The 10,250-nt window shown below is 38.6% G+C and carries 9 protein-coding genes; 8 read left to right on the forward strand and 1 reads right to left on the reverse strand.

Annotation, left to right across the window (positions count from 1 at the left end; translation table 11 throughout):
- Positions 1–342: 342 nt before the first annotated feature.
- The 6 genes from ADH31_RS00960 to sdbB all read left to right on the forward strand — a co-directional run bounded on the left by ADH31_RS00960 (position 343) and on the right by sdbB (position 5,722).
- A complete protein-coding gene (locus ADH31_RS00960) occupies positions 343–1,602 on the forward strand; it encodes a UDP-N-acetylglucosamine 1-carboxyvinyltransferase (protein ID WP_045763439.1) in 1,260 nt (419 codons plus the stop codon).
- A gap of 16 nt (positions 1,603–1,618) precedes the next feature.
- Complete coding sequence (locus tag ADH31_RS00965; RefSeq protein ID WP_049508371.1) at positions 1,619–2,170, forward strand: GNAT family N-acetyltransferase; 552 nt, start codon at positions 1,619–1,621, stop codon at positions 2,168–2,170.
- Positions 2,163–3,440 carry a CBS-HotDog domain-containing transcription factor SpxR gene (gene spxR / locus ADH31_RS00970; RefSeq protein ID WP_000033785.1) on the forward strand — a complete coding sequence of 426 codons (1,278 nt, stop codon included), beginning with the start codon at positions 2,163–2,165 and terminating at the stop codon, positions 3,438–3,440. The genes ADH31_RS00965 and spxR overlap by 8 nt, the downstream gene beginning before the upstream one ends.
- A 14-nt stretch (positions 3,441–3,454) precedes the next feature.
- On the forward strand, positions 3,455–4,315 hold the full coding sequence (locus ADH31_RS00975) for a methionyl aminopeptidase (protein WP_049508372.1): 861 nt from the start codon (positions 3,455–3,457) through the stop codon (positions 4,313–4,315).
- 126 nt (positions 4,316–4,441) lie between these two features.
- Positions 4,442–5,149, forward strand: coding sequence for a thiol-disulfide oxidoreductase-associated membrane protein CcdA2 (gene ccdA2 / locus ADH31_RS00980; protein WP_049508374.1), 708 nt, complete (start codon positions 4,442–4,444; stop codon positions 5,147–5,149).
- 12 nt (positions 5,150–5,161) lie between these two features.
- Complete coding sequence (gene sdbB / locus ADH31_RS00985; protein ID WP_049508376.1) at positions 5,162–5,722, forward strand: thiol-disulfide oxidoreductase-associated lipoprotein SdbB; 561 nt, start codon at positions 5,162–5,164, stop codon at positions 5,720–5,722.
- Positions 5,723–5,779: 57 nt separating this feature from the next.
- On the opposite strand, the gene ADH31_RS00990 is transcribed toward sdbB, so the two are convergent.
- Positions 5,780–6,766, reverse strand: a complete 987-nt coding sequence (locus ADH31_RS00990; protein ID WP_045763432.1) for an L-lactate dehydrogenase — start codon at positions 6,764–6,766, stop codon at positions 5,780–5,782.
- 195 nt (positions 6,767–6,961) lie between these two features.
- On the opposite strand from ADH31_RS00990, the gene gyrA reads away from it, so the two are divergent.
- Both gyrA and ADH31_RS01000 read left to right on the forward strand, forming a co-directional pair.
- Positions 6,962–9,430, forward strand: coding sequence for a DNA gyrase subunit A (gene gyrA, locus ADH31_RS00995; protein WP_049508379.1), 2,469 nt, complete (start codon positions 6,962–6,964; stop codon positions 9,428–9,430).
- Positions 9,430–10,179 carry a class A sortase gene (locus ADH31_RS01000; protein WP_000078698.1) on the forward strand — a complete coding sequence of 250 codons (750 nt, stop codon included), beginning with the start codon at positions 9,430–9,432 and terminating at the stop codon, positions 10,177–10,179. Before gyrA ends, ADH31_RS01000 begins: the two co-directional genes overlap by 1 nt.
- Positions 10,180–10,250: the final 71 nt, after the last annotated feature.

Consider the following 10,250-nt stretch of genomic DNA (forward strand, 5'->3'; position numbering starts at 1 on the left):
AGGCGACGTTGACGCGGTTTGAATTTGATTTTCGAAGAGTATTAATTTCTTATTTTATAAAAGTGTATATACTATCGCATATACTTATAAAGCCAGTCTTTCTTTAACAAATCACTAACTAAAAATGTGCAGTAATTATTTTATTACAAGCCTTAAAATTACAGGCTAGGAAGATTTTTACTAGCTTTGATAAGTATGATAATTTTAACTGATATAACCATAGTTATCGTATTAAATATCAAGATAGTTCTGGGCTTAATTTTTTTATAGGATTGGCTATTAGTAAGAAATATGGTATAATATAGGGTGAGACCTTCTTAATAAATAGTGAAAGAGTATAAAATGAAAAAAATTGTCATTAACGGTGGGAGACCATTGAAAGGTGAAATTACGATTAGTGGCGCTAAAAATAGTGTCGTTGCCTTGATTCCTGCCATTATTTTATCAGATGATGTTGTGATTTTAGATTGTGTTCCAGACATCTCTGATGTAGCTAGTCTTATTGAGATTATGGAAATCATGGGAGCTAGTGTCAAGCGTTATGACGATGTTCTTGAGATTGATCCTCGTGGTGTTCAAAATAAACCAATGCCTTATGGTAAAATTAATAGCTTGCGTGCGTCTTATTATTTCTACGGTAGTCTTTTAGGACGTTTTGGTGAAGCAACTGTAGGTTTGCCTGGAGGGTGTGACCTAGGACCACGTCCGATTGATTTGCATTTAAAAGCATTTGAAGCTATGGGAGCTAAGACAACCTACGAGGGAGATAATATGAATCTCTCAACCCAAGGATCAAGTCTACATGGTGCTCATATCTATATGGATACTGTTAGTGTTGGTGCGACTATCAATACGATGCTAGCAGCAGTAAAAGCTAAAGGTCGAACAGTTATTGAAAATGCTGCTCGCGAACCTGAAATCATTGATGTGGCTACATTATTAAACAATATGGGAGCTCACATTCGTGGAGCAGGGACAGATATGATTACAATTGATGGTGTGGATAGCTTGCACGGGACACGCCACCAAGTCATCCCTGACCGTATCGAAGCAGGTACATATATTTCGATGGCAGCTGCAGTAGGTCATGGGATTCGAATTAATAATGTACTTTATGAGCATTTAGAAGGATTTATTGCTAAACTTGAAGAAATGGGTGTTCACATGACTGTTTCTGAAGACAGTATTTTCGTCGAAGAGCAAACAAATCTAAAGGCTGTTAATATCAAGACAGCTCCTTATCCAGGTTTCGCAACAGATCTTCAACAGCCTATTACTCCCTTGCTATTAAAAGCAGAAGGTCGTGGCACATTGATTGATACAATCTATGAAAAACGTGTCAACCATGTTTTTGAATTAGCCAAAATGAATGCAGATATTTCAACAACAAACGACCACATCCTTTATAAGGGTGGAAATCCTTTGCAGGGGGCAAAAGTTAAGGCAACAGATCTACGTGCTGGAGCTGCCTTAGTTATTGCTGGCTTGATGGCTGAAGGAAAAACAGAGATTACCAATGTTGAATTCATCCTTCGAGGCTACTCGAATATTATCGAAAAATTGCGTAATCTTGGAGCAGATATTGAGCTAATCGAAGATTAGCAATTTGAGGATTGCAATGAATATCTGGACTAAATTAGCAAAATTTTCTTTCTATGAGACGGAACGTTTATATTTCCGTCCCTTCTTTTTTACAGATGTAGATGATTTTCATCAACTTGCATCAGATCCTGAAAATCTTCAATTTATCTTTCCTGCACAAGCAAGTATTGAAGAAAGTCAGTATGCTCTTTCCAATTATTTTATGAAATCACCTTTGGGGATTTGGGCTATTTGTGATAAAAAAGAGCAAAGAATGATTGGAGCTATCAAGTTTGAAAAGCTTGATGAAATTAAGAAAGAAGCAGAAATTGGCTATTTTTTAAAGAAAAACTATTGGTCTCAGGGTTATATGACTGAAGCAGTTACTAAATTACGAGATTTATCCATGAACGAGTTTGCATTGAAGCAACTTTCGATTGTGACACATCTAGAAAATGTTGCTAGTCAGAAAGTAGCAGAAAAATCAAATTTTGTTCTTTATCGTCGTTTTAAAGGTAGCGATCGTTATACCCGAAAGATGCGGGATTATCTAGAATTCCGTTATACAAAAGGAAATCTAAATGAGTAAACACCAAGAAATATTAGCCTACTTGGAAGAATTACCAGTTGGGAAGCGTGTCAGTGTTCGTAGTATTTCAAATCGGCTGGGAGTAAGTGATGGTACGGCATATCGGGCTATCAAAGAAGCTGAAAATAGGGGACTTGTTGAAACACGTCCTCGAAGTGGAACAGTACGTGTAAAGTCAAAAAAAGTAGCTATTGAGAAATTAACGTTCGCAGAAATTGCAGAAGTTACAGGCTCGGAAGTTTTAGCTGGTCAAGCTGGATTGGACAGAGAATTTAGTAAATTCTCCATTGGAGCGATGACTGAAAAGAATATTCTTTCTTATCTTCATGATGGTGGCTTACTTATCGTAGGAGATCGAACACGTATTCAGTTATTAGCACTTGAAAATGAAAATGCTGTCTTGGTAACAGGTGGATTTGAAGTTCATGAAGATGTTTTGAACCATGCTAATAAAAAAAATATTCCAGTATTACGCAGTAAGCATGATACATTTACAATTGCGACTATGATCAACAGAGCTTTGTCTAACGTTCAGATCAAGACAGATATTTTGACGGTTGAAAAAATCTATCGTACTAGTCATGAATATGGATTTCTACAGGAAACGGATACTGTCAAAGATTATCTAGACTTGGTTCGTAAGAATAGAACGAGCCGTTTCCCTGTCATCAATCAGCATCAGGTCGTTGTTGGTGTAGTTACTATGCGTGATGCTGGAGATAAATCACCTGGTACAACGATAGATAAGGTCATGACAAGGACAGTCTATATGACTGGTTTAGCGACGAATATCGCTAACGTTAGCCAGAGAATGATTGCTGAAGACTTTGAAATGGTACCTGTTGTGAGAAGTAATCAAACTTTACTTGGTGTTATTACTAGACGGGATGTCATGGAAAAGATGAGCCGCTCTCAAGTTTCAGCATTACCAACATTTTCAGAACAGGTTGGTCAGAAGTTATCTTACCATCATGATGAAGTTGTCATTACGGTTGAACCATTTATGTTGGAAAAAAATGGAGTCCTTGCAAATGGAGTTCTTTCAGAAATTTTGACCCATATGACGCAGGATCTGGTCGTGAATAGTGGACGTAATCTCATCATTGAACAGATGTTGATTTACTTTTTACAGGCTGTTCAGATTGATGATATCTTGCGAATTCAGGCTAGAATTATTCATCATACGAGAAGGTCAGCCATTATTGACTATGACATTTATATCAATCATCAAATCGTATCAAAAGCAAATGTTACTGTAAAAATTAATTAAAACTAGGAGAAAACATGATTACATTAAAATCAGCTAGAGAAATCGAAGCAATGGATAAGGCTGGCGATTTTCTTGCCAGTATTCACATCGGTTTGCGTGACATCATCAAACCAGGTGTAGATATGTGGGAAGTAGAAGAATATGTGCGTCGTCGTTGTAAAGAAGAAAATTTCCTCCCTCTTCAAATTGGTGTTGATGGGGCAATGATGGATTATCCATACGCAACTTGTTGTTCGCTTAATGACGAAGTAGCCCATGCTTTTCCACGCCACTATGTTTTGAAGGAAGGCGATTTGCTCAAGGTTGATATGGTTCTTGGTGGGCCAATCGCTAAGTCTGACCTCAATGTTTCTAAACTTAATTTTAACAACGTTGAGCAGATGAAAAAATATACTCAAAACTTTACAGGTGGATTAGCTGATTCTTGTTGGGCATACGCTGTTGGCAAACCGTCAGAAGAAGTTAAAAACTTGATGGATGTTACCAAAGAAGCTATGTATAAGGGAATTGAGCAGGCTGTTGTAGGAAATCGTATTGGAGATATTGGAGCTGCTATTCAGGAATATGCTGAAAGTCGTGGTTACGGAGTTGTTCGTGATCTTGTAGGACACGGTGTTGGTCCAACTATGCATGAAGAACCAATGGTGCCTAACTATGGTATCGCAGGTCGTGGTCTCCGCCTTCGTGAAGGCATGGTCTTAACCATTGAGCCTATGATCAATACAGGTGATTGGGAAATCGATACAGATATGAAAACAGGTTGGGCACATAAAACAATCGATGGTGGACTATCATGTCAGTACGAGCATCAGTTTGTTATTACTAAAGATGGGCCTGTAATCTTGACAAGTCAAGGTGAAGAGGGAACTTATTAATCAAAAAAGGAGCTGAGCTCCTTTTTTGATTCTTTCAAGTTGAAAATAAATTTGCGTAGCGGATTTCTTACAAACGTTTTCTTTTATAGTAAAATAAAAGATAACTATATGAAAGAAGGTTCTTAATTGGAAAGTATTTTATTTTTTATTTCTGTCTTTATAGCTGGGGTCTTGTCATTCTTTTCTCCCTGTATCTTTCCCTTGTTACCAGTCTACGCAGGTGTTCTGCTAGATGATCAAGAGGAGTCAAGGACATTTCGTTTTTGGGGTAAAGATGTTGCCTGGTCAGGATTGATTCGGACACTCTGTTTCATTGCGGGTATCTCTCTCATCTTCTTTATTCTTGGATTTGGAGCAGGATTCCTTGGGAATTTACTTTATGCTGACTGGTTCCGTTATGTCATGGGAATCATGATTATCATACTGGGATTGCATCAGATGGAAATTCTTCATCTACAAAAATTAGAGGTACAAAAAACAGTAACATTTAAGCAAAAACAGTCTAGTAAATATCTCTCGGCCTTTTTACTGGGGATCAGCTTCAGCTTTGGCTGGACTCCATGTATAGGCCCAGTATTAAGTTCTGTTTTAGCACTGGCTGCCTCAGGAGGAAATGGAGCTCTTCAGGGAGCCTTATTAACCCTCATTTACACTCTCGGAATGGCGCTTCCATTTTTAGTTCTGGCCTTGGCATCAGGTCTTGTCATGCCTTATTTTAGTAGAATCAAAACTCACATACTTTTATTGAAGAAAATTGGTGGTTTATTGATCATTCTCATGGGAATTTTATTAATGTTGGGACAGTTAAATGTCTTATCTGGAATATTAGGATAAAAGGAGTTATCTATGAAAAAAATTATCTATTTTGGACTTAGTTTCTTGTCTCTCTTTCTTCTGATTGCTTGTGGCAAGGAAGAGAAAAAATCAAGTCCACAAAATCAATCAAATCAGACACAACAAGCTCCTGTGAAGCAAGTAGCAATTGGAGCAGAAGCACCTGATTTCACCCTTCAATCTATGGATGGAAAAGAAGTCAAATTATCTGATTATAAAGGTAAAAAAGTTTATCTTAAATTTTGGGCATCTTGGTGTGGACCATGCAAGAAGAGTATGCCAGAATTGATGGAGCTTGCTGCTAAGGAAGATCGTGATTTCGAAATTTTATCAGTCATTGCGCCAGGCCTTCAAGGTGAAAAAACTGTTGAGCAATTTCCAAAATGGTTTGAGGAACAAGGTTATAAAGACATCCCTGTTTTATATGATACAAAAGGAGCTGTTTTTCAAGATTATCAAATTCGAAGCATCCCTACAGAATATCTAATTGATTCACAGGGTAAAATTGCTAAAATTCAATTAGGTGCGATTAGTAACGGAGATGCAGAAGCAGCTTTTGCTCAAATGAAATAAAGTAATGAAATATAAAAATGTCTAGACAAACTGTCTAGACATTTTTTCTAACTTAAATTAGTTTTTTGAAGCTGCTTGGAATTCAGGGTTTTTCCAAGCTTCATCAATAATAGCTTGCAATTCTTTTGCTGAAGCTTGCATTTTTTGAGTTTCAGCATCGTTCAATGGGATGTTTACTGGACGCACAATACCATGTGCTCCAACAACAGCTGGTTGACCGATGAAGACATCTTTGATTCCGTATTGACCTTCTTGGAATACAGAAAGTGGAAGTACTGCATTTTCATCGTCAAGGATTGCTTTAGTGATACGAGCAAGGGCAACTGCGATACCGTAGTATGTAGCACCTTTCTTGTTGATGATTGTGTAAGCAGCGTCACGAACACCTTCGAACAATTCGATCAATTCAGTTTCTTGAACGTTTTGAGTGTCCTTAAGGAATTCTTCAAGGTTAACACCTGCGATGTTAGCGTGTGACCAAACGGCAAATTCTGAGTCACCGTGTTCACCCATGATGTAAGCGTGAACTGAACGAGCGTCTACATCCAATTTTTCAGCAAGGGCTTGACGGAAACGAGCTGAGTCAAGTGAAGTACCTGAACCGATAACGCGTTCTTTAGGGAATCCTGAGAATTTCCATGTAGAGTATGTCAAAACGTCAACTGGGTTAGCAGCTACAAGGAAGATACCGTTAAATCCTGATTCAACAACTTGTGTTACGATTGATTTGTTGATTGCAAGGTTTTTACCAACAAGATCAAGACGAGTTTCACCTGGTTTTTGAGGAGCACCAGCAGTGATAACTACAAGGTCAGCGTCCGCACAGTCAGCGTATTCAGCAGCATAGATTTTTTTAGGTGAAGTGAAAGCAAGGGCGTGGCTAAGGTCAAGAGCGTCACCAACAGCTTTTTCGTGTAATTGAGGAATTTCAATGATACCAAGTTCTTGGGCAATTCCTTGGTTAACAAGAGCGAAAGCGTAAGATGAACCTACGGCACCATCACCAACGAGGATAACTTTTTTGTGTTGTTTAGTTGCTGTCATTAGTCTAAACATCTCCTTTGTTTTTTTTAGGGTAATACCCTGTCTGATTCCATTCTATCACTTTTAAATAGCTTTGTCACGGATATAACATCCAGTTATCAATGTAAGCGTTTTAGGTGTGTCCAGAGACTGAAATATAAGCTAAACTATGGTATAATATATCTAGTTACTAATAGTGAAATGAGGCATTTGTTAATGCAAGATAAAAATTTAGTGAATGTCAATCTGACAAAGGAGATGAAGACCAGCTTTATCGACTACGCCATGAGTGTTATTGTATCGCGGGCCCTTCCTGATGTTCGAGATGGTTTGAAACCAGTTCATCGTCGTATTTTATACGGTATGAATGAATTGGGTGTGACACCAGATAAACCTCATAAGAAATCTGCTCGTATTACAGGGGATGTCATGGGTAAATACCATCCGCACGGTGACTCATCTATCTATGAAGCTATGGTTCGTATGGCTCAATGGTGGAGTTACCGTTACATGCTTGTAGATGGGCATGGGAATTTTGGTTCCATGGATGGTGATGGTGCCGCAGCTCAGCGTTATACTGAAGCGCGCATGAGCAAGATTGCACTTGAGATGCTTCGTGACATCAATAAAAACACCGTTGATTTTGTAGATAACTATGATGCCAATGAACGTGAACCTGTTGTTCTACCAGCTCGTTTCCCAAATCTTTTGGTCAATGGAGCTACAGGTATCGCTGTTGGTATGGCGACTAATATTCCGCCACATAACTTGGGTGAAACCATTGATGCAGTGAAGTTGGTCATGGATAATCCAGAAGTTACAACCAAGGAATTAATGGAAGTTCTTCCTGGTCCAGATTTTCCAACTGGTGCCCTTGTTATGGGGAAATCAGGTATTCATAAGGCCTACGAAACTGGTAAAGGATCGATTGTGCTTCGTTCTCGTACTGAAATCGAAGAAACTAAAACTGGTCGCGAACGTATCGTTGTAACAGAATTTCCATATATGGTCAACAAGACCAAAGTCCATGAACATATTGTGCGTTTGGTTCAGGAAAAACGTATCGAAGGTATTACAGCTGTTCGTGACGAATCAAACCGTGAGGGAGTTCGCTTCGTAATTGAGGTGAAGCGTGATGCATCTGCTAATGTTATTTTGAACAACTTGTTCAAGATGACTCAAATGCAAACTAGCTTTGGATTTAACATGCTGGCTATCCAGAATGGTGTACCAAAGATTCTTTCTCTTCGTCAAATCTTGGATGCTTATATTGAGCACCAAAAAGAAGTGGTGACTCGTCGTACTCAATTTGACAAAGAGAAAGCTGAAGCGCGTGCACACATCTTAGAAGGTTTGTTGATTGCTCTGGACCACATCGACGAAGTTATTCGTATCATCCGTGCCAGTGAAACGGATGCAGAAGCCCAAGCTGAATTGATGAGCAAGTTCAAGTTATCTGAACGTCAAAGTCAAGCAATTCTCGATATGCGTCTTCGTCGTTTGACAGGTTTGGAACGTGACAAGATTCAGTCAGAATATGATGAGCTTATTGCTTTGATTGCTGACTTGGCAGACATTCTTGCAAAACCAGAACGTGTAGCGCAAATTATCAAGGAAGAATTGGATGAGGTCAAACGTAAGTTTGGCGATCCACGTCGTACTGAGTTGATGGTTGGTGAAGTCTTGACTCTTGAAGATGAAGACTTGATTGAAGAGTCTGATGTCCTCATCACTCTATCAAATAAAGGTTATATCAAACGTTTGGACCAAGACGAATTTACAGCTCAAAAACGTGGTGGACGTGGCGTTCAAGGAACTGGAGTTAAAGACGATGACTTTGTGCGTGAATTGGTTTCAACCAGCACTCACGATCATTTGCTTTTCTTTACCAATAAAGGACGTGTTTATCGTCTTAAGGGATATGAAATTCCAGAATACGGTCGTACAGCCAAAGGTTTGCCAGTTGTCAATCTTTTGAAACTGGATGAAGGTGAAAGCATTCAAACCATTATCAATGTTGAATCAGAACGTAGTGATGATGCCTATCTCTTCTTTACAACTCGAGCAGGTATTGTCAAAAGAACCAGTGTCAAAGAATTTGCCAACATTCGTCAAAATGGTCTCAAAGCCTTAAATCTGAAAGATGAGGATGAGTTGATTAATGTCTTACTAACTGAAAAAGACACAGATATCATCATCGGAACCAGATTAGGTTATGCAGTTCGTTTCAATCAGTCTTCAGTTCGTAGCATGAGTCGTATTGCCACTGGTGTTAAAGGGGTAAATCTTCGTGAAGGTGATGCTGTAGTTGGAGCGAGAGTGATTACTGATCAAGATGAAGTCCTTATCATTACTGAAAAAGGATACGGTAAGCGCACAGTTGCGACTGAATACCCAACAAAAGGTCGTGCCGGTAAGGGAATGAAAACAGCCAATGTTACTGAAAAAAATGGTCCTCTGGCTGGCCTCTTAACAGTAAACGGTGACGAAGACTTGATGATTATTACTGACACAGGTGTCATGATTCGAACAAATGTAGCCAATATTTCACAAACGGGGCGTTCAACTATGGGAGTAAAAGTGATGCGTCTAGATCAAGATGCTAAGATTGTGACTTTTACAAGTGTTGCAGCAGCAGAAAAAGAAGAAGTTGGGGCAGAACAGGAAACAGAAAGTGAAGCATAATGTCTCAAAAAAAGAATCAAAGTAAAAAAAATAAACGTAAGAATCTACTGATTAACATACTGGCAGGATTCCTAATCTTGTTATCTATCGCTTTAATCTTCAATGCCAATATTCGTGATATGTTCATGATTTGGAACACTAATAAGTATCAGGTCAGTCAAGTAACTAAGGAAGAGATTGAGGAGAATAAAGAAACAGAAGGGAATTTCGATTTTGACTCTGTAAAATCACTTTCCTCGGAGGCAGTCTTATCAGCTCAGTGGAATTCTCAACAACTTCCGGTTATTGGAGGTATTGCCATTCCAGAGCTTGAAATGAACCTACCAATATTTAAGGGACTTGATAATGTTAACCTCTTTTATGGTGCTGGGACAATGAAAGCCAATCAGGTAATGGGGGAAGGAAATTATTCTCTAGCAAGTCACCGTATCTTTGCAGGTGAAAATGCAGATAAGAAATTATTCTCTCCTCTTGCTCGCGCTGAGAAAGGGATGAAAATTTATCTCACTGATAAAGAGAAAGTCTATACATACGAGATTGAAGAAGTTAAAATTGTAACTCCTGATCGCGTAGATGTAATTGACGAACGTGATGGGATTAAAGAGATTACCTTGGTAACCTGTGAAGATGCTAATGCAGTTGAGAGAATTATCGTTAAAGGGAATTTGACAGAGATAAAATCTTATGCAGAAACTCCATCAGATATCTTAGAAGCCTTTAATAAACCCTATAAACAATTTTATGAATAGTAGAAGAGGTTGGGACAAAAGAGCCCGACCTCATTTTTTATTAGCAATCAAACTTTGACGCGGTAGCTGAT

The organism is Streptococcus pseudopneumoniae (assembly GCF_001072375.1).
GTDB lineage: Bacteria > Bacillota > Bacilli > Lactobacillales > Streptococcaceae > Streptococcus > Streptococcus pseudopneumoniae_L.